At 65.0% G+C, this 20,521-nt stretch carries 11 protein-coding genes; 8 read left to right on the top strand and 3 right to left on the bottom strand.

Annotated elements, in window-relative coordinates; genetic code table 11:
* Window positions 1-75 precede the first annotated feature (75 nt).
* Entirely contained in the window at window positions 76-972 is an 897-nt protein-coding gene (locus tag U0004_RS22645; RefSeq protein WP_070260525.1) for an MBL fold metallo-hydrolase, read from the bottom strand.
* A 198-nt stretch (window positions 973-1,170) separates the two neighbouring features.
* Between U0004_RS22645 and U0004_RS22640 the strand changes: the two genes are divergently transcribed.
* The 8 genes from U0004_RS22640 to U0004_RS22605 all read left to right on the top strand — a co-directional run bounded on the left by U0004_RS22640 (window position 1,171) and on the right by U0004_RS22605 (window position 19,209).
* Window positions 1,171-2,793, top strand: coding sequence for a GAF and HD-GYP domain-containing protein (locus U0004_RS22640; protein ID WP_070260630.1), 1,623 nt, complete (start codon window positions 1,171-1,173; stop codon window positions 2,791-2,793).
* A complete protein-coding gene (locus tag U0004_RS22635; RefSeq protein WP_070260527.1) occupies window positions 2,790-5,045 on the top strand; it encodes a CHASE2 domain-containing protein in 2,256 nt (751 codons plus the stop codon). The genes U0004_RS22640 and U0004_RS22635 overlap by 4 nt, the downstream gene beginning before the upstream one ends.
* Before the next feature lie 210 nt (window positions 5,046-5,255).
* A complete protein-coding gene (locus tag U0004_RS22630) occupies window positions 5,256-6,866 on the top strand; it encodes a ShlB/FhaC/HecB family hemolysin secretion/activation protein (protein ID WP_070260529.1) in 1,611 nt (536 codons plus the stop codon).
* 16 nt (window positions 6,867-6,882) lie between these two features.
* Entirely contained in the window at window positions 6,883-14,775 is a 7,893-nt protein-coding gene (locus U0004_RS22625; RefSeq protein WP_115057643.1) for a YDG domain-containing protein, read from the top strand.
* The gene (locus U0004_RS22620) at window positions 14,744-15,499 is read left to right on the top strand and encodes a FecR family protein (protein ID WP_070260533.1); all 756 of its coding nucleotides are present in this window, start codon (window positions 14,744-14,746) and stop codon (window positions 15,497-15,499) included. Before U0004_RS22625 ends, U0004_RS22620 begins: the two co-directional genes overlap by 32 nt.
* 104 nt (window positions 15,500-15,603) lie before the next feature.
* Window positions 15,604-18,039, top strand: a complete 2,436-nt coding sequence (locus tag U0004_RS22615; protein WP_070260535.1) for a heavy metal translocating P-type ATPase — start codon at window positions 15,604-15,606, stop codon at window positions 18,037-18,039.
* A 1-nt stretch (window position 18,040) separates the two neighbouring features.
* On the top strand, window positions 18,041-18,460 hold the full coding sequence (gene cueR, locus U0004_RS22610) for a Cu(I)-responsive transcriptional regulator (RefSeq protein WP_070260537.1): 420 nt from the start codon (window positions 18,041-18,043) through the stop codon (window positions 18,458-18,460).
* A 20-nt stretch (window positions 18,461-18,480) separates the two neighbouring features.
* Window positions 18,481-19,209 carry a glutathione S-transferase gene (locus tag U0004_RS22605; RefSeq protein WP_070260539.1) on the top strand — a complete coding sequence of 243 codons (729 nt, stop codon included), beginning with the start codon at window positions 18,481-18,483 and terminating at the stop codon, window positions 19,207-19,209.
* Between the two features lie 46 nt (window positions 19,210-19,255).
* On the opposite strand, the gene U0004_RS22600 is transcribed toward U0004_RS22605, so the two are convergent.
* Window positions 19,256-19,456 (bottom strand): heavy-metal-associated domain-containing protein, encoded by a 201-nt coding sequence (locus U0004_RS22600; RefSeq protein WP_070260542.1) that lies wholly within the window; start codon window positions 19,454-19,456, stop codon window positions 19,256-19,258.
* Between the two features lie 82 nt (window positions 19,457-19,538).
* The gene (locus U0004_RS22595) at window positions 19,539-20,480 is read right to left on the bottom strand and encodes a bestrophin family protein (RefSeq protein ID WP_070260544.1); all 942 of its coding nucleotides are present in this window, start codon (window positions 20,478-20,480) and stop codon (window positions 19,539-19,541) included.
* Window positions 20,481-20,521 lie beyond the last annotated feature (41 nt).

Raw genomic sequence — 20,521 nt, 5'->3', positions numbered from 1 at the left:
TGCTCGCTACGGTTTTCAGAGGGCCTTGGGCCAATTGGGCACATTCAAAAAAAGGAACCGTGAGGTTCCTTTTTTTTATGCGCCGGCCAGTTCCACCGTCAGCCCCTCATAGGCGAGAAACACCTGCAAGCCGTCCAGGCGGCTCGCATAGCGGCCCATCACGTCGGCAAACACGGCTTCGAGCTGCTCGTCGCTGCGGGTCGGTTCGTGGTGGGTGCAGTACAGGCGCCGCGCGCCGCAGCGCAAGGCCAGGTCGAAGGCGGCGTCGAAGGTGCCGTGGCCCCAGCCCTGCTTGCCCGGGTATTCCTCGCGCGTGTACGAGCAATCCATGATCAGCGCATCGACGCCGGCGACCAGTGCGTCGATACCGGCCTGGCGCTGTGCATTGCGCGCCGCGCAGGCCGCATGCTCGGCATGGCCGGGCGGATGCAGGTTGTAGAACGGTTCATGGTCGCCGCTGAAAAACAGCGCGGCGCCGCCACAGTCGATGCGGTAGCCGAGGTTGACGACGGGGTGGTTCATTTCCGCGCCACGCACCTGCGCGCCGCCTACCTCGACGGCCTCGCCGGGCGCCAGCGTGCGGTACTCGATGCAGGCCGCCATGGCCGCTTCGCTGACGGGAAAATAGCTGTTTTGCAGTTGCACCGCCATCACGTGCTCGATGCCGCGTCCGGCGACGGCATCGTGGGCGCCGTACAGGCGCATGCGGTTGCCGGCCACGAACAGGGGCGAAAACATGGGCAGGCCGTGGATGTGGTCCCAGTGGCTGTGCGTGATGAAGACGTGCGCGTCGACAGGCTCGCCTGGCGGCAGTTGCTGCGCCAGCGAGAAGATGCCGCTGCCCGCATCGAGAATGATCAGGCTATCGCTGTCGGTGCGTACTTCGATGCACGTGGTGTTGCCGCCATAGCGCGCCGTGCGCGGGCCGGGAGAGGGGATGGAGCCGCGCACGCCCCTGAACGTGAATTTCATTCAGTACCTTGTTACGGTGTAATTATTGTTGATTCTATTCTAATTAATGAGATTGGCGGCAACATTTATGCGTGTTGCGATACGGAAAGTTATTTCATTTTGTTGTAACTAAGTAATGTACAGTGCGCAGGGTGGCCGTTACACTGGCGCTTGCCGACTTCCCCTTTTTTGCTTGCCCATTACCTGATTGCCGCCAACATGCCTCAGCTGCATCCTGAGAAAATCGCCCACAGACTGGAGCAATTGACCGAACTCAGTGTCGCGCTCGGCCATGGCCTGGGCGGCGAGGGGCACGATATCGGCGCGCTGTTGCAGCGCATCGTGCTGCTGGCAAAAAGCATGAGCGGCGCCGATGGCGCCACCCTGTACCGGCCCATGGCCGAGGGCCGCCAGCTGGCGTTCGACATCAGCGTCAACGACAGCCTGGGCATCGCGCAGGGGGCGGACATGGGCTTGCCTGGCGTGCCCCTGTTCGACGCTGCCGGCCAGCCGAATCTGGCATCGGTGGCCGCGTATGCGGCGAACCTGCGCCGCAGTGTGAATATCGCCGACGTCTACCGCGACGAGGGCTTCAATTTTTCCGGCATGCGCGAGTTCGACCGCCACCACGGCTACCACACGCAATCGATCCTGACGGTGCCCATGAGCGACCACGAGGGCGACTTGATCGGCGTGCTGCAGCTGGTCAATGCCAAGGATGGGGAAACGGGGCAGGTGCGCGCCTTTTCCTCCACCGACCAGCGCTTCATCGAGGCGCTGGCCGCGCAGGCTGGCGTGGCGCTGACGAATCAACTGCTCATCTCGCAGCTGGAAGAGTTGCTTGAATCGCTGGTTACCCTGATCAATATCGGCATCGATGAAAAGTCGCCGTACACGGGGCGCCACTGCCAGTTCGTGCCCGAGCTGACGATGCTGCTGGCGGACGCCGCGCATGCGACGGACACCGGGCCGCTGGCCGATTTCCGGCTCAGCGACAATGAGCGCAAGCAGCTGTGGCTGGCCGGCCTGCTGCACGATTGCGGCAAGATCACCACGCCCGTGCACGTGGTCGACAAGGCGACCAAGCTGGAAACCATTTTTGACCGCATCGCCCTGATCGATACGCGCTACGAAGTGCTGCTGCGCGACGCCGAGATCGCGGCCCTGCGCCAGCAGGCGGCGCAGCCGCAGCAGAAAGATGCCATTGCCCGCGCGCTGGCGCAGGAGCAGGCCGCGCTGCGCGAAGAGCGCGACTTCATCCGCAGGGTGAACGTCGGCGGCGAGAGCATGGCGCAGGCGGACCAGGAGCGCGTGCGGCAGATCGCCAGGCGCCGCTGGCGCGCGGCCGATGGCGAACTGCGCGATTTTCTGGACGCCGACGAGACGGAAAACCTGACCATCCGCGCCGGCACCCTGACGGCGGCCGAGCGGGCCATCGTCAACAACCATATCAGCGTGTCGATCCGCATGCTCGAAGCGCTGCCGTGGCCCAAGCACCTGCAAAAGGTGCCCGAGTATGCGGGCGGCCACCACGAGCGCATGGATGGCAAGGGTTATCCGCGCGGGCTGACGAAAGAGCAGATGTCGGTGCCGGCGCGGCTGATGGCCATCGCCGATATTTTCGAGGCTCTGACGGCGCGCGACCGGCCCTACAAGAAGGGCAAGGCGCTGTCCGAATCCCTGCGCATCCTCGGCAATTTCAGCCTGAACGGGCATATCGACCCGGAGCTGTTCGACGTCTTCATCCGCAGCAAAGTCTATCTGACCTTCGCTGAAAAGCACATGCATCCGAGCCAGATCGATGCCGTCGACGAGGCGGCCATTCCAGGCTATACCCCTTGAAGCCGTCGCTGGCCTTGCGCAAGCATGGGGCGCGCTGCTTGCTGGGCATACTGCTGACGCTGGCGGCGGCCGTGCTGTGCCTGGCCGGCAACGACAACATCGCGCGCCTGGACGCCATGCTGGGCGACTGGCGCATGCGCGCGGAAAAGCCGCAGCTCGACCGCCGCATCGTCATCGTCGACATCGACGAGCAAAGCCTGGCCCGGGTGGGCCGTTTTCCCTGGAGCCGCGATATCCAGGCGCGTCTGGTACGCCAGCTCACCGGCCATTACGGCGTGTCTGCGCTGGGCTTCGATATCGCGTTTCCCGAAGCGGACACCAGTTCCGGCTACACCGTGCTGCAAGGCCTGGCGCATGGCGAACTGGCGGGCGTGGCCGGCTTGCCGGCGCAGCTGGAAAAGCTGCGCCCCGCCATGGATTACGATGGCCTGTTTGCCGAGGCCATGCGCGGCCAGCCCGTGGTGCTCGGCTACAGCGTCTCGGAGCAGCAAAGGAAGGGCGTGCTGCCCAAGCCGGCCTTCACCGTGGCCGATTTGAACGGGCGCAGCGTCACGGCCTACGTGGCGCGCGGCTACGAAGCCAATATCGCGCCCCTGCAGGCGGCCGCGCAAGGCGCGGGCATCTTCACGGCCCTGACCGACGCCGATGGCGTGGTGCGTTCCTCGACCCTGTTGCAGCGCATCGGCGACGGCTATTATCCTTCGCTGTCGCTGGCCACCGTCGCCGTCTACCTGCAGGCGCGCGCCATCGCTCCCCGCTTCACGGGCACGGCCGACACCCTGTCGGCGCGCGAACTGGCCAACGGCGGACTCGAACACCTCATGCTGTTCACCCCGCGCGGCGCGATGGCGATTCCCGTGGGCGAAGCCTTGACCACCACGGTGCAGTACCGCGGCACGGGCGGCCCCGACGGCGGCGCCTTCCGCTACGTCTCGGCGTCCGACGTGCTGGCCGGCACGGTGCCGCCCGCGCTGCTGAAGGGCGCCATCGTGCTGGTGGGCACCACGGCGCCCGGCTTGAACGATATCCGCGCCACGCCCGTGAATGCCGAGTATCCGGGGGTGGAGGTGCACGCCAACCTGATCAAGTCCATGCTCGACGGGCGCTTCAAGGCGCGGCCCGACTATGCGCTGGCATTGGAACTGGTGCAGATCGTGCTGTGTGGCCTGCTGCTGGCGGGCGCCCTGGCAGTGCTGCCGCCGGCCGGCGTGATGCTGGCCACCGTGGGCGCGCTGGCGGTGGCCATCGGCATCAACCTATACCTGTACGCCGCGCACGATCTGGTGCTGGGCGGCGCCGTGCTGCTGCTGCTGATCCTTGCACTGTTCATCGCCAACCTGGCGTGGGGCTATTTTTTCGAGGTGCGCAAGGGACGCGCGCTGGTGGCGCGCTTCGGCGAATATGTGGCGCCCGAGCTGGTGGCCGAGATGGCTGACGATCCGCAGCGCTATACCATGGAGGGCGAGAACCGCGAACTGACGGTGCTGTTTGCCGACGTGCGCGGTTTCACGGCCATTTCCGAGCAGCTGGCGCCGGCCGCGCTGCGCGAATACATCAATGAGTACCTGACTGCCATGTCGGAAGATATCCGCGACAGCCATGGCGGCACCCTGGACAAATACATCGGCGACGCCGTGATGGCGTTCTGGGGCGCGCCCGTCGCCTTCGCCGACCACGCCCGCCGGGCCGTGGCCAGCGCCTTGCTGATGCAGGGCAGCGCGGCGCGGCTGAACCGGCAGTTTTGTGCGCGCGGCTGGCCGGCGCTGCACATCGGCATCGGCATCAATACGGGTTCCATGCATGTGGGCGACATGGGCTCGCGCATCCGCCGCGCCTATACCGTGATGGGCGACAGCGTCAACCTGGCCGCGCGCCTGGAAGGCGCCAGCAAGCTGTATGGCGTGGGCATCGTGGTGGGCGAGGCCACGCGCGCCGCCGCCCCGGATTTCCTGTACCGCGAGCTCGATCGCATACGCGTGCTGGGCAAGCAGGAAGCGGTGGCCATCTTCGAGCCGCGCGGCCTGCTGGCCGACGCCGGCAAAGCGGAGCTGGCGCAGCTGGAACGCTGGCATGCGGTGCTGGCCAGTCTGCGCGCGCGCGACTGGGAGCAGGCTGGTGCGCAGCTGGTCCGCTTGCAGGCGGACTTTCCCGATGACGGCCTGTACCGGCTGTACGCGGCGCGCCTGGAGCAGTACCGCAACGCGCCGCCGCCCGCCGACTGGGATGGCGTGACAGCATTGCATAGCAAATAGCCCGCCATCGCGCCCGAAAATGCAAGCGATGGCGGCATTTTTCATCCTCGCCGGCGCACGGTTTGTTGCGCTGCGATAAAAATCAGGGAGAAATGTTAGAAATTTCTGACTGGAAACTAAAAGCCGTCTAAAATTTGTCTTCAATCCATTGCCGGACATGCTGGCGCCTGCGGGCCGCGCGCTTGTCCTGTTACACAAGAAATCCTTCACATGACATATCGTTTGGTGCACCTGCTTGCGGGTTCCGCGCTGCTGTTCGCCGTCGGCGCCGCCGGCGCTGCCGTTCCCATGGATGAAGTTGCTCCTGCGATGCAGGAAGACGGCGTGCCGCGCTTCGAGATCCGCCGCTTCGATGTCCAGGGCAATACCCTGCTCACGTCCGCGCAGGTGCAAGCCTTGCTGGCACCTTACACGGGCGCGCAGCGCGATTTTTCCGACATCGCCCGCGCCGTCGAGGCGCTGGAAGCGGCCTACCGCGAGCGCGGTTACAGCGCCGTGCAGGTGCAATTGCCCGAGCAGGAACTGGAACGGGGCGTGGTGCGCCTGAGCGTGCTGCAAACGCCGCTGGGCAAGCTCGCCATCAGCGGCAACGCGCATGTCGACGAGGCCAACGTGCGGCGCGCCCTGCCTTCCCTGCGCGAAGGCGAGACGCCGAACGTGCCGGCCCTGTCGCAAAGCCTGAAGCTGGCCAATGAAAACCCGGCGCGCAAGATCGAAGTGCGCCTGCAAGCGGACGAGCCGGCGGGCGCCATCGACGCCATCGTCACGGTGGCCGATGAAAAGCCCTGGAAAGCCATGCTCAACGTCGACAATACGGGCAATGCGCAAACGGGCAAGACGCACGTGGGCGTGGTGCTGCAGCATGCCAACCTGTTCGGCCGCGACCATGTCGCCAGCCTGCAATACACGAGCAGCCTGGAAAAGCCGGACAAGGTGGGCGTGTATGGCGCCGGCTACCACCTGCCGCTGTATGCGCTGGGCGACTCGATGGATTTCTTCGCCAGCTATTCGAACGTCGATTCGGGCAGCGTCTCGGCCGGCATCTTCGACCTGGCCGTCAGCGGCCAGGGCAGCATGGCCGGCATCCGCTACAACCAGAACTTTGCCCGCAGCGGCGACTTCGAACCCAAGCTCGTGTACGGCGTCGATTACAAGGCTTACCGCAACAGCGTGCAGCTGTTCGGCATGGAGCTGGGCGCCGACGTCACCGTGCATCCGCTCAGCGTCAGCTACATCGGCAGCTGGACCTTGCCCACGGGCGAGACCAGCGTGGCGGTTACCTTCGCGCACAATATCCCTGGCGGCAAGCATGGCGCGCAAGCCGATTTCGACCGGGTGCGCGCGCATGCCAAGGCGGCCTACAACACCCTGCGCCTGAGCGCCAGTTCGGGGCGCGTGCTGGCCGGCGACTGGCAATGGCGCGCGCTCGTCAACGCGCAAGTCACGCCCGACGCCTTGGTGCCGGGCGAGCAGTTCGGCGCCGGTGGCGCCGCGTCCGTGCGCGGCTTTGCCGAGCGCGAGGTATCGAATGATTCGGGCGTCAACCTGAACCTGGAACTGTATACGCCGAACTGGTGCGGCCAGGCACTCGGCTACCAATGCCGCGCACTGGCGTTCTATGACACGGCATGGCTGCGCCGCAACCATGGGCTGCCCGGCGAAAGCGCGTCGCAAGGCATCAGCAGCGGCGGCCTCGGCCTGCGTTTACTGCTGAGCCGCTATGCCAATCTGCAACTCGATTACGCTCATGTCGTCAATGGCGGCGACACGGGACAGCGGGGCGCCAACCGCCTGCATTTCCGCCTCGCCTTGGCCTACTAGTATCAGGATGAACACCATGCACAACCATGTCCAGCACGCCTCCGTTTTCATCCTGACGCCATCCTTTTCGTCACCCTTTGCGCTGCCCCTGCGCCGCACGGCGCTGGCGCTGCTGCTGGCCGGCTGTTTCGGCGCGGCGCAGGCCAACCCCGCCTTGCCGCAGGTGGTCAACGGACAGGCGACGTTCAACCAGCAGGGCAACATCTTCTCGATCACGAACACGCCCAACACCATCATCAACTGGCAGAGCTTTTCCATCCATGCGGGCGAAATCACGCGTTTCATCCAGCAGAACGGCAATAGCACCGTACTCAACCGCATCACGGGACAAGACCCCAGCAAGATCCTGGGCGCGCTCGAATCGAACGGCAAGGTCTTCCTGATCAACCCGAACGGCATCGTCTTTGGCCAGGGAGCGAAAGTGGACGTGAACGGGCTGGTGGCGTCCAGCCTGGGCATGACGAACGAGGATTTCCTGGCCGGCAAGCGCCAGTTCACGGCCGGCGGCGTGGCCGGCGGTGTCAGCAATGCGGGCCTGATCCAGGCGGGCAAGGGCGGGCAAGTGCTGCTGATCGCGCCGAACGTGGAAAACACGGGCATCATCACGGCGCCAAATGGCGAAGTGATCCTGGCGGCCGGACGCAGCGTGCAGCTGGCCGAGCCCGGCAATCCGCAATTGCGCGTGCTGGTCTCGGCACCAGCGGATCAGGCCCTGAACCTGGGCCAGATCATCGCCCAGGGCGGCAGCATCGGCATGGCCGGCGCGCTGGTCAGCCAGCGCGGCGTGCTCAACGCCAACAGCGCCGTCGTCGGCGAGAATGGCAGGATCGTGCTCAAGGCCAGCGGCAAGGCGTTGCTCGAGGCGGGCAGCGTCACCAGCGCCACTGGCGCGGTGGGCAAGGGGGGAGACATCCAGGTGCTGGGCGAGCAGGTGGGTTTGCTGGGCAATGCGGCAATCGACGCCAGCGGCGCCACGGGCGGCGGCACGGTCTTGCTGGGCGGCGACTACCAGGGCAAGAACGCGGCCGTGCAGAATGCGCGGCAGGTGCTCGTCGGCAAGGACGCCAGCGTCAATGCCGATGCCGTCCATGGCGGCAACGGCGGCAAGGTCATCGCCTGGGGCAATGAATCTGCCCAGGTACACGGCAGCATTTCCGCGCGCGGCGGCGCGCAGGGCGGCGACGGGGGCTTCGTGGAAACATCCGGCCATTACCTGGCCGTCGATGGCATCCGCGTCAATACGAGCGCGGCGCATGGCAAGCGGGGCAACTGGCTGCTCGATCCTTACGATATCACCGTGGTCGCCGGTTCGGGCGGGCAGTTGAGTTCCTTCGATCAATTCGCCGACTCTCCGGCCACCGGCAACGCCAGCATCGGCGCCGACCTCATTTCCGGCGCCAGCAGCAACGTCACGCTGCAGGCCCTGCACCGCATCAATTTCAACAGCGCCATCAACATCGCGCAGCAAGGCGTGAGCTTGACGGCGCAGGCGGGCGAGATCATCAATGTCAATGCGCCCATCACCACCAATGGCGGCCATATCACGCTGTCGGCCAATGATGCGGCCGCTGGCATGGCCTATGGCGCCGGCTCGAATGTGAATCTGAACGCGGCGCTCGGCAGCGGCAATGGCGATGTACGGTTGTCCGGCGCCGGCGTCACTTTCGGCGTCGGCTCCGTGAATGTCGGCAACGGCAATTTGACCTTGCGCGCGAATGTCGCCGGTGGATCCATCGACCTGACGGGCAGCGGCGATCAGCTGCTGGGCAGTGGCGTCACCGGTCAGACGGTGCTGCTGGAGGCGGACAACATCAGCATCAACAGCGCCATCAATGTGGGCGGCGCCGCCGGCAATGCCGGGGTAACCCTGCAAGCGTTCAGCGCGGGACGGCAGATCGCGCTGGGTGACAAGCCCGGCAGCGGCCTGCGCCTGACAAACGCCGAACTGAACCGCATCGCCGCCGGCAGCGTGCATATCGGCAGCGCTGCAGGAGGCGACCTGACGGTGGAGCAGGCGATCGACCTGGCAACGGTCGCGGCGGGCGGCGGCGTGAAAAACCTGGTGCTCGAAAGCGGCGGCAATGTGCTCGTCTCGAACACGCTGGCGCTGCGCCAGGACGGCAGCAGTCTCACCGCCACGGCCGGCGGCTTGCTGTCGCTCGCCAGTGGCGGCGGCTTGTCCGCCGGCGCGGTCAATCTGGTTGCCGACAATATGAGCCTGGGCGGCGGCGCGCAATCGATAGCGGCCACGGCGGGTGGCACCGTCAGCCTGAACCGCCGTTCCAGCGTGGGCGCCATCACCCTGGGCACGGGCGCGGCGGACAATGCCGGCAGCCTGGGTTTGAGCGAAGCGGAATTGAAGACCATCAGCGCTGGCACCGTGCAGGTGGGCGGCGACAGTTTTGCCGGCGTCGTCAATCTCGTGGGCGCGATGGACCTGGCGTCGCAAGGCGAGTTGAACCAGCTTGTGCTGCGCACGGGCGGCAATATCAACCTGAACGGCCCCCTTAACGTGGCCAAGGGCTTGACCCTGGCTTCCGGCGGCAACATCAGCGCGAGCGGCGCCGTCAGCGTGGGCGGCAACTTCCTGCTCGATGGCGGCCAATGGGTGCAGAACAGCGCCAGCCTGCCCGCGTTTTCCGCGCGCGGTTTCAGCATTGCGCAGGGGAGCTTCCTGCGCGCGGCCGGCGGCGACGGCGGCTCGTCCTCGCCCTATCTGATCGCCGATATCCATGGCTTGCAAGGCATCGGCAGCCTTGGCCTTGGCAACAGCTATCGCCTGGCGGGCAATATCGACGCCAGCGGCACCGCGAACTGGAACGATGGCCAGGGTTTTGTGCCGATTGCCGGCAGCGGCAGCGGTTTTTCCGGCGTGTTCGATGGCGCCGGATTTACTCTCAGTAACTTGAAAATCGACCGCAGCCTGGCGTCCGGTTCGGCGGCAGGCCTGTTTGGCACCGTCCAGGGCGGCACCTTGCGCAACCTGACCCTGAGCGGCGGCAGCGTCACCGGTACGGCCAACGTGGGCGCGCTGGCGGGCGAGGTCGTCAGCGGCAATATCGATGGCGTGAACAGCAGCATGGCCGTCAGCGGCCAGCGCAATGTTGGCGGCCTGGTGGGCAGCAACGGGGGCGCCATCACGCTGTCCGCCAGCAGCGGCGCCGTCACCGGCATCAATGCCGATGGCGGCGGCGCCATCGGCGGCCTGGCGGGATTGAATGCGTCCGGCGCCAGCATCACGACCTCGTATGCCACCGGCGTGGTGACGGGCGCGCGTGAAATGATCGGCGGCCTGGTTGGCAATAACCAGGGCGCGCTGAGCCAGTCTTATGCCACCGGCAATGTTACTGGCGCGCGCAGCATCGGCGGCCTGGTGGGCCTGAACGGCGGCAGCATCGATGATGCGTATGCCAGCGGTGCCGTGGGCCGGGCCGGCGTTGCCGATCCCATCCTCGCCTGGGAAAACATGGGCGGGCTGGTCGGCGAAAGCACGGGCAGCGTCAGCCATGTCTTCAGCAGTGGCGCCGTGACTGGCAGCGGCTATGCGGCAGTGGGCGCGGTAGCCGGCCGCGTGTCTTCCGGTTCCAGTTTCAGCTATGGTTTTTTCAATTATGAAACATCGCTGGTGCTGATGGATGGCGGTGGTTCCAGCGGACGCAGCACGGCGCAGATGAAGCAGCAGGGCATGTTCAACGACTACAATTTCAGCAGCGTGTGGCGCATCTACGATGGCTACACGACGCCGATGCTGAAGGCTTTCCTGAAACCGCTGCAAGTGAACCTTTCTGGCAATGCTGCGGGCAAGGTCTACGATGGCCAGCTGGCTGCCTTCCTCGGTTCGATCGGCTATGTGGGATTGATCGACGGCGACACGGGCGTAAATGGCAGCCTCGGCTACGGCAGCAACGCGCGCAATGTGGGCAGCTATGCAGCGACAGGCCTGTGGTCGACCAAGTACGACATCAGCCTGGGCGGCACGACGACCTTCGCCATCACGCCGCGCGCGCTGACGGTGAGCATCGGCGGCAATGGCAAGATCTATGACGGCACCCTCGGTTACGACGGCGCCAATTTCGTGCTGGGCAATGTGGTGGCGGGCGACAACATCAGCATCAGTGGCAGCGCCGCCTTCCTCGACAAGAATGCGGGCAACGGCAAGGCCGTGCATGCCAGCGGTCTGGCCCTGGGCGGCAATGAACTGGGCAACTACAGCCTGGCCGCGACCACGGCGGACGGCACGGCGGACATCAGCGCGCGCGTGCTGAACTATGGCGTCACGGGCGCGCAAAGCCGCATCTATGACGGCACCTTGCAGGCTGGCCTGAATGGTTACTTCGAAGGCCTGCTGACGGGCGACCAGGTCAGCATGACTGGCTTGCAGGGCAGCTTCCGCGACAAGCACGTCGGCACCGGAAAAGTGGTCGATTATCAGGTGGCGACGGGCCAGTTGACGGGCGCCGATGCGGGCAACTACGTGCTGAATGGAAATGCGGGCAGCACGACGGCCGACATTACGGCACGCGTGCTGAATTATGGCGTCACGGGCGCGCAAAGCCGCGTCTATGACGGCACCTTGCAGGCGGCCCTGAACGGCTACTTTGAGGGCCTTGTGACGGGCGATCAGGTCAGCATGGCCGGCTTGCAGGGCAGTTTCCGCGACAAGCATGTCGGCACCGGAAAAGTGGTCGATTACCAGGTGGCGACGGGCCAGCTGACGGGCAGCGACGCGGGCAACTACGTGCTGAATGGAAATGCGGGCAGCACGACGGCCGACATTACGGCACGCGTGCTGAACTATGGCGTCACGGGTGCGCAAAGCCGCGTCTACGACGGTACCTTGCAGGCTGGCCTGAACGGCTACTTCGAAGGCCTTGTGACGGGCGATCAGGTCAGCATGGCCGGCTTGCAGGGCAGCTTCCGCGACAAGCATGTGGGTACTGGCAAGGTGGTCGATTACCAGGTGGCGACGGGCCAGCTGACGGGCGCCGATGCGGGCAACTACGTGCTGAATGGAAATGCGGGCAGCACCACGGCCGACATCACGGCGCGCACCCTGAACGTGAGCTTCAACGGCATCAACAAGACGTATGACGGCACGACGGGCGCGCAAGTGCACTTTGGCGACGACCGCATCCAGGGCGATGCCTTGACGGTGGCTGGCAATGCCGCGTTTGGCAACAGGAACGCGGGTACCGGCAAGGCCGTCAATGTCACGGATGTGGCGTTGAGCGGCGGTGACGCGGGCAACTATGTGCTGGGCAGCAATGCGGGTAGCACGACGGCCGACATCGCGGCGCGCACCCTGAACGTGAGCTTCAATGGCGTCAACAAGACGTATGACGGCACGACGGGTGCGCAAGTGAATTTCGGCGACGACCGCATCCAGGGCGATGCCTTGACGGTGGCTGGCAATGCCGCGTTTGGCAACAGGAACGCGGGTACCGGCAAGGCCGTCAATGTCACGGATGTGGCGTTGAGTGGCGGCGATGCTGGCAACTATGTGCTGGGCAGCAATGCAGGCAGCACGACGGCCGACATCGCGGCGCGCACCCTGAACGTGAGTTTTAATGGCGTCAACAAGACGTATGACGGCACGACGGGCGCGCAAGTGCACTTTGGCGACGACCGCATCCAGGGCGATGCCTTGACGGTGGCGGGCAATGCCGCGTTTGGCAACAAGAATGCGGGTGCCAGCAAGGCCGTCAATGTCACGGATGTGGCCTTGAGCGGCGGTGACGCGGGCAACTATGTGCTGGACAGCAATGCAGGCAGCACGACGGCCGACATCGCGGCGCGCACCCTGAACGTGAGCTTCAATGGCGTCAACAAGACGTATGACGGCACGACGGGCGCGCAAGTGCACTTTGGCGACGACCGCATCCAGGGCGACGCCTTGAGCGTGAGCGGCAGCGCCGCGTTCGGCAACAGGAATGCCGGTGCCGGCAAGGCCGTCAATGTCACGGATGTGGCGTTGAGTGGCGGCGATGCTGGCAACTACGTGCTAAGCAGCAATGCGGGCAGCACCACGGCCGATATCGCGGCGCGCGCGCTGAACCTGTCCGGCGTGGTGGGCAGCAAGGTCTACGATGGCACGACGGGTGCGCAGCTGAGTCTAGGCGATGACCGTGTCGCCGGTGACAGTTTGACGGCCTCGGCGGTAGCCAGCTTTGCGGACAAGAACGTGGGCGCGGCCAAGGCCGTGCAGCTCAGCGGCGCGGCGCTGACGGGCGCCGATGCAGGCAATTACTTTATCGTCTTGCCGACGGGCTTGCTGGCCAGCATTACACCGGCCAGCCTGACCCTGGCAAGCCTGAGCGCCGCCGGCAAGGTGTATGACGGAACCACTTCCGCGGCGGTCAGCGCATCGGCGAACGGCGTGCTGGGCCAGGATGTGGTCAGCGTGGTGGGCGGCAGCGGCAGCTTTGCCGACAAGAATGCGGGTACAGGCAAGCTGGTGACGGCCAGCGGTTTCCGCCTGGCGGGCGCCGATGCGGGCAACTACACCCTGGAAACGACGGGCGGCACGGCGCAGGCATCAATTGCTCAAAAACAATTGTCCACCTGGGTCGGCAGCGGCAGCGGCTTGTGGAGCGATGCCGCCAACTGGGACGGCGGCGTGGTGCCGGAAGGCGCGAACGTGCTGGCGGTCGACTTCAGCAACAGCAAGGGCATCGTCACCTACAGCGCGGCGGCCGGCAGCACCATCCTGAAAAACCTGAACTCGGCGACGGGTTTGTTGTTGACGGGCGGCAGCCTGACCTTGGGGGAAAGCGCGCTGGACCTCTCCGTGCTGAGCGGCCTGGCCGGCCTGGAAATCAACGGCGGCAGCCTGTTGCTGAACGGCAGCCTGTCGGCGGAGCGCTACGCGCAAGGCGGCGGTATGCTGAGCGGCAAGGGCAACTTACTCGTCGCAAACAGCTTCAGCCAGGCGGCCGGCGCCATCCGGCTGGCCGGCCAGCTGGCCATCACGCAAGCGGCTGGCAACTTGCGTTTCGCCAGCCTGGCGGCGAACGAAGTGAAATTGAGCGCCCTGAACGGCGCCATCGGCCAGGACGGCGCGCTGCTCGCCAGCAGTCTGGCTGCGCAGGCGCGCGATGGCATCGTGCTGGGCAATGCGGGCAACCAGGTGGGTAGTTTTACCGCCAGCAATAGTGCAGGGGGCGGTATTGCGCTGAACAATACCTCGGCGCCGGGTACCTTGACCCTGGGAACGCTCACCACAGGCGCGGGCAATATCGCCATCGACAACACGGGCGGTGTCGCGGCTGGCAATATCAATGCGCATGGCGGCAACGTCAGCGTGACGGCGCACAGCCCCGTCACTGTCAACGGCAAGATTGAGGGCAATGATATCGCCCTCAATGCCAGCACGGACGTGCTGCTGGGCGATGGCGCGCAGTTGGCAGCTGCGCGCAATGTCAGTTTGACGGCGGGTCGCGACATCCATGTCGGCGGCAATGCGCAGATTGTTAGCGGTGGCAATTTTGCCGCCAGCGCGGAAGGCCATGTGCGCTTTGCGGACACGGCAAGCGTCGCTTTGCCGGCAGCGTCCAGCATGAGCATGCTGGCGAAAACGGGCAGCATCACGGGCGACTCGGGCGTGCGCATCAACCGCCAGCGCAGCGGCGTGATTCTGCTGGCGCCGAATGGCACGGTGAGCATGGCGGACGCCATCTTCCTGCCAGCGACGACCATCGACAAGCCCGTGATCGATGCCGCCACGAGCGCGGCCATCGACGATGCCTTGCGTATCATCAAGCAGGCTGACCGTGCCAACGATACGCTCGCGTCCACGCCGCCAGCCAAGCTGGACGACAAGAAGCCGGACAGCAAGGATGTTGCCGATGCCACAGATAAACCCACAGGATACAAATTCGATGACCCTACTAAAAAAATGTACTGCAATTAAGGCCCTGCTGTGGCTGGCCCTGATGTGCATGGGCGCGCACGCCTGGGCCGGCCAGGTGGCCGGTACCGTCATGCAATTGAGTGGTCCGCTGATGGCCAAGAAGGCGGATGGCAAGGTGAAGATCCTGGCCATCAAGTCCGAAGTCGAGCAGGGGGACACCTTGCTGACGGAAAAGGAAACCTATGCCTTGATCAAGCTGATCGACAATAGCGAAATCACCCTGAAGCCGAATACCAGTTTCGTGATCGAACAATTCAGCTACACGGCCGAGCAGCCTGACGGCGACCATGCCATCTTCAGTTTGCTCAAGGGCGGCTTGCGTTCCGTCACGGGATTGCTGGGCAAGCGCAACAAGGAGCGCTTCGAGATGAAGACGCCGGCCGCCACCATCGGCATCCGCGGCACGACGTTTGTTGCCAGTTACGTAGCACCGTCGGCACCGGCGCTGCCAACGGTATCGCCGTCAGTCGGGGCGGCGAGGGCGCCGGGCCTGTATGTGCAGGTGCTCGATGGCTTGATTCATGTCACCAATCCTGCCGGGACGCAAAATTTTGCTGCCGGCCAGTTCGGTTTTACGCCCAGCTTCAAGCAGCCGCCCGTGATGCTGCCCGTCAATCCCGGCATCCCGTTCACGCCGCCACCGGCGTTTTCGACGCCACTGTCCAGCACGGGCGCCGGCGCCAACAGCGGCAAGCCTGCCGCCATCGACTGCGTGGTGCGTTAAGCATCCGCAAACAAGCCCGCACACTTTGCAAATAGGGCTTGACCTTCCCATCGTTGGATAGCAGATCCTGACCCTATTCGTTAATCTTTCGTACAGGATCTGCCATGAACCAGAGTGCACTCGTCCCCGCCGCTTTCCCTCCCGACGCCGCGCATGCGCAGGCGCTGGCCATTGAAGGGATGAGCTGCGCCTCGTGCGTGGGCCGCGTGGAAAAGGCCCTGGCCGCCGTGCCCGGCGTGAGCCAGGCCAGCGTCAACCTGGCCACCGAAGTGGCCAAAGTCACGTCCAGCACGCCGATTCCCCTGGCCACCTTGCAGGCGGCAGTGGAAAAGGCCGGCTACACGGTGGCGCAGCGCGAGATCGACCTGAACATCGCCGGCATGACGTGCGCCTCTTGCGTGGGCAGGGTGGAAAAGGCCTTGCTGAAAGTGCCAGGCGTGCTGGACGCCAGCGTCAACCTGGCCACGGAAAGCGCGCGCATCAAGGTGACGGGCGGCCTGGAAGCTGGCACCCTGATCGCCGCCATCGACAAGGCCGGCTATGCCGCCAAGGTGCCCGCCGCCAGCCAGGCCAGCGCGCCCGCTGCCGCACCGAACCGCGACGGCATGAAAGTGGCGTTCGCGGCCGTGCTGGCTTTCCCCTTGATGCTGCCCATGCTGCTCGAGTGGGCCGGCATCCATTTGATGTTGCCAGGCTGGCTGCAGTTCGCGCTGGCCACGCCCGTGCAGTTTTACTTTGGCGCGCGCTTCTACAAGGCGGGCTGGAAGGCGGCCCGCGCCGGTAGCGGCAACATGGACTTGCTGGTGGCGCTGGGTACGAGCGCCGCGTATGGCTTGTCCGTCTACCAATGGCTGACGGCGGGCGCGATGCTGCCGCACCTGTATTTCGAAGCGTCGGCCGTCGTCATCACCCTGGTGCTGTTGGGCAAATGGCTGGAAAGCCGCGCCAAGCGCCAGACGGCCTCCGCCATCCGCGCGCTGCAAGTCTTGCGTCCGGAATCGGCGCGCGTGCGCCGCGACGGTGTGGAGCTGGACTTGCCCGTGGACCAGGTGAAAGTGGGCGACCTGGTGGTCATCCGTCCCGGCGAGCGGGTAGCCGTCGATGGCGTGGTGGTGGAAGGCGCCAGCCAGATCAACGAATCGCTGATCACGGGCGAAAGCTTGCCGGTCGATAAGCACGTGGGCGACAAGGTCACGGGCGGCGCCATCAATGCGGACGGCTTGCTGCTGGTGCGCACGCAAGCCGTGGGCGGCGAGACGACCCTCTCGCGCATCATCCGCCTGGTGGAAGATGCGCAGGCGGCCAAGGCGCCGATCCAGCATCTGGTCGACAAGGTCAGCGCCATCTTTGTGCCCGTGGTGCTGGTGCTGGCGCTGCTGACCATGCTGGGCTGGTGGCTCGCTACCGGCGAGCTGGAGAACGCCATCATCAATGCCGTGGCCGTGCTGGTCATCGCCTGTCCATGCGCGCTGGGCCTGGCCACGCCGACGGCCATCATGGCCGGCACGGGCGTGGCTGCCCGCTACGGCATCCTGATCAAGGATGCGGAAGCGCTGGAAGTGGCGCACGCCGTCAATACCGTCGTGTTCGACAAGACGGGCACCTTGACGGTGGGAAAACCGGCGCTGGCGGCCCTGCATGCGCACGGCATCGAGGATGCGCGGCTGCTGCAGCTGGCGGCCAGCATCCAGCGCGGTAGCGAGCACAGCCTGGCGACGGCCGTGCTGGATGTGGCTGCCGCCCGCCACATCGCCCCCTTGCCAGCCACGAGCCTGTCGGCCTTGCCGGGCCGCGGCCTGGCGGCCCACGTCGATGGCCTGGAACTGAAGCTGGGCAGCACGCGGCTGATGCAGGAGTTGAACGTGGACATGACGCCGCTGGCCGCGCAGGCGCAGGAACTGGAAGCCACGGGCAACACGATCTCGTGGCTGGCGTCGGGATCGGAACTGCTGGGCCTGTTTGCCTTCAGCGACCAGGTCAAGCCGAACGCGCAGGCGGCCATTGCCCATCTGCACAGCCTGGGCATCCGCACGGTGATGTTGACGGGAGATAACCAGGGCAGCGCCGACGCCGTCGGCAAGCTGCTGGGCATCGACACGGTGGCGGCGAAAATGCTGCCGGCCGATAAAACCGCTAAAATTGTCGCGCTGAAAGGCGAGGGCGCGAAGGTGGCCATGGTGGGCGACGGCATCAACGATGCGCCGGCGCTGGCGGCGGCCGACGTGGGCATCGCCATGTCGACGGGGACCGATGTGGCCATGCATGCGGCCGGCATCACGCTGATGCGCGGCGATCCGGCCCTGGTGGCGGACGCCATCGATATCTCGCGCCGCACCTACAGCAAGATACGGCAGAATCTGTTCTGGGCCTTCATTTATAACCTGATCGGCATTCCGCTGGCCGCCTTCGGCTTGCTCAACCCCATGGTGGCGGGCGCGGCGATGGCCTTCAGTTCCGTCAGCGTGATCAGCAATGCCCTGTTGCTGCGGCGCTGGAAAGCCCGCAGTCATGCAGGTAGTGCGCATACCAAGGAGTCATAGGATGAATATCGGCCAGGCGGCAAGCGAAACGGGCGTATCGGCAAAAATGATACGCTACTACGAGAGTATTGCATTGTTAAAACCCAGCACGCGCAGCGACGCCGGTTACCGCATCTACACGCCGAACGACTTGCACGCCTTGCGCTTCATCAAGCGCGGGCGGGGTCTTGGCTTTTCGCTGGAACAGATCCGCGAGTTGCTGTCGCTGTGGCAAAACGACCAGCGCGCCAGCGCGGACGTGAAAGGCATCGCCCTGGCCCATGTCGCCGATTTAAATCAGCGCATCGCCGAACTGACGGAAATGCGCGATACCCTGGCCCACCTGGCGCAATCGTGCCACGGCGACGACAAGCCCGATTGCCCCATCCTGCAAAGCCTGGGGCTGGCTGGTGACACGGACGCGAAAGCATGTTGCCATTGATGTGAATCAACGGAGGGGCTATGGCGTATGAACTGCATTACTGGCCCACGATACAGGGGCGCGGCGAATTCATCCGGCTGGCGCTGGAAGAGGCGGGCGCCGACTACCGCGATATCGCCCGTTTGCCTGAACGCAAGGGGCAAGGCGTTCCCGCCATGCTGGCCTGCCTCGATGGCGACAGCATGCCACAGGCGGCCTACGCACCGCCCGTGCTGCGCGATGGCGACGTGCTGATCGGCCAGACCACGAATATCCTCTTGTACCTGGGCCGGCGCCTTGGGCTGGCGCCGCGTACGGAAAGCGGCCGTTTGTGGCTGAACCAGCTGCAGCTGACGATGGCCGACTGGCTGACGGAAGTGCACGACACGCATCATCCGCTGTCGATGAATCAATATTACGAAGAGCAACGGCAGGCGGCCATGCTGCGCAGCGCGGATTTCCGCGAAACACGTTTGTCCAAGTTTCTTTCCTATTTCACGCAAGTGTTGTTGAATAATCGCAGCCGTGGCCAGTACCTGGTGGGGGCCAGACTCACGTATGGCGACCTGTCGCTGTTCCAGATGCTGGCCGGCCTGCGCTATGCGTTTCCGCAAGCCATGGCGCGCCTGGCGCCGCAGTATCCAGCCCTGTTTGCGCTGCACGATGCGGTGGCGGCGCGGCCGAACATTGCCCGCTACTTGCAGTCGAAGCGCAGGATACCGTTCAATGAAGACGGCATCTTCCGTCATTACCCCGAGCTGGACGGATAAAAAAACAGCCGGCGCAAGGGCCGGCTGTCCTGGTGCTGCTCTACTGTTATTGTGCGCTGGTGACGGGGTAGCCCGCATCGACGATGGCGGCGCTGATGGCGCCCAGTTCGCTCGATGACTCCACCGTGACGCGCTTGCTGGCCAGGTCGATCTGCACCTGTGCGGCAGGATCGATGCCTTGCACCGCTTTCGTGACCGAGCCGACGCAATGGCCGCAGCTCATGTTTTCAACTTGTAACTGATACATGACAAGCACTCCTTGAATGATTAAGTGCTTCCACTGTAATCCTTGCCCCGGTGGGAAGGTCAAGCGGAAGCGTTGCGGCGTTTTAATGGAGCAGGAAGTCGACGGCTTGCATGGGCGGCGGCACGTTTTCGTCCTGCACGGATTCGCGCAAGCTGATGTCGATGGCGCGGCACATGGCCGATAGCGGCAGATCGTTGGCATCTTCGCCGAACGGCTCCTCGATCTCGTCGCCCAGCGCATCGAGGCCAAAGAAGGTGTAGGCGACGATGGCGACGACGAACGGCGTCATGAAACCGAGCGAATCGACCAGGCCGAAAGGCAGCAGGAAACAGTACAGATAGGCCGTGCGGTGCAGCAGCAGCGAGTACGAGAAGGGAATCGGCGTGCTGCGGATGCGTTCGCACGAGGCGCCTGCCGCTACCATGGCCGAGACCGTGTTATCGATCTGCGTGGCAAGGATGCTGTCGATGCGGCCTTGCCGGACGCAGTCGGCCAGGTCGTGGCCCATCTGCAGCATCAGGTAGTCGGACGGGTTCGCCGCCTTGCAGGCCGCTTCCCATTCGGCCGGGCGCAGCAGCGGCTGCAAGTCGTCCGGTCCGCGCGTGTCGCGCAGCTGGTGGCGCAGTGCATGGCAAAAGGCGATGGTACGGTAAATCATGCGCACGCGCACATCGTCCAGGCCCAGCCTCGCGTGGGCCGGCGTGTCGCTGCGTATCATGGTCTGGCACTGGCGCGAGAAATTCCGGCTGCGCAAGACCAGTTCGCCCCACAGCTTGCGCGCTTCCCAATAGCGGTCGTAGGCGGCCGTGTTGCGAAAGCCCAGGAAGATGGCCAGCGGCAAGCCGATCAGGGTAAACGGGATGGTGGTGAGGATGACCTTGTGGTCGAACAAGGTGCCGTGGCACCAGGTGACGAGGGTGGCGATCAGGGTATTGACAATGAGCGTGGTGCGGATGCGCGGCAGGACGGAACCGCGCACCACGAGGAACAGCCGTAGCGCCGAGGGACGCTCGCGCACGATCATGCTGTACTCCCGGTGTGGAGCTGGGCTGGCGGGGAAACGCG

Source organism: Janthinobacterium lividum (assembly GCF_034424625.1).
In the GTDB taxonomy this organism is placed as follows: Bacteria; Pseudomonadota; Gammaproteobacteria; order Burkholderiales; family Burkholderiaceae_D; genus Janthinobacterium; species Janthinobacterium lividum.
This window is presented reverse-complemented; position numbering and strand designations above follow the sequence as displayed.